Origin of the sequence: Vibrio sp. 10N.222.52.B7 (genome assembly GCF_041474275.1) — a bacterium.
Taxonomy (GTDB): Bacteria; Pseudomonadota; Gammaproteobacteria; order Enterobacterales; family Vibrionaceae; genus Vibrio; species Vibrio crassostreae_C.
On record NZ_JBFRTU010000298.1, the window covers coordinates 1 to 468 of the forward strand.

Here is a 468-nt window from a genome sequence, read left to right on the forward strand (position 1 = left end):
GTCTATCGTCGCATTTCCATAAACGGTCGTGATCCCCATCAGCTCAATATCTGGATGTGCTTCTGCAAATAGGATTGCCATTGCATCATCGATGCCCGGATCTGTATCTAGGATGATTTTCTTTGTCATATCAGCTTCTAATTAAACAGTTGAGAGGAGTAGACGATACCTAGAAAAAACACTGATGAACGTGACTTGAATCTCATGATGAGAGCAATTTAACTTAAACTCTCAAGGTTTGAATTGCTCGTATGAATATTGTACTCCGGTCATTTTGTTTCTGCCTTTTCTAAGGTATTAGTACCTTAGAAATATTGGAAAATTCACCATGCCACTACAAGTTTTTTGACAGTGATGGACCACCAGTAGAATAGAATGTTCGATACTAAAGAAAGTTATCACGACGTATGTGGTGAATTTAATAATGGTTTGTAAATCAGTTGCTTATTATGGATTTGTTCATTTTTA

General features: G+C 36.5%; 1 protein-coding gene. It reads right to left on the minus strand.

Annotated features, from left to right (window positions below):
* A partial coding sequence (locus AB4512_RS22920) for a nucleoside hydrolase (protein WP_372175832.1) occupies positions 1-129 on the minus strand: 129 nt, incomplete at its 3' end.
* Positions 130-468 lie beyond the last annotated feature (339 nt).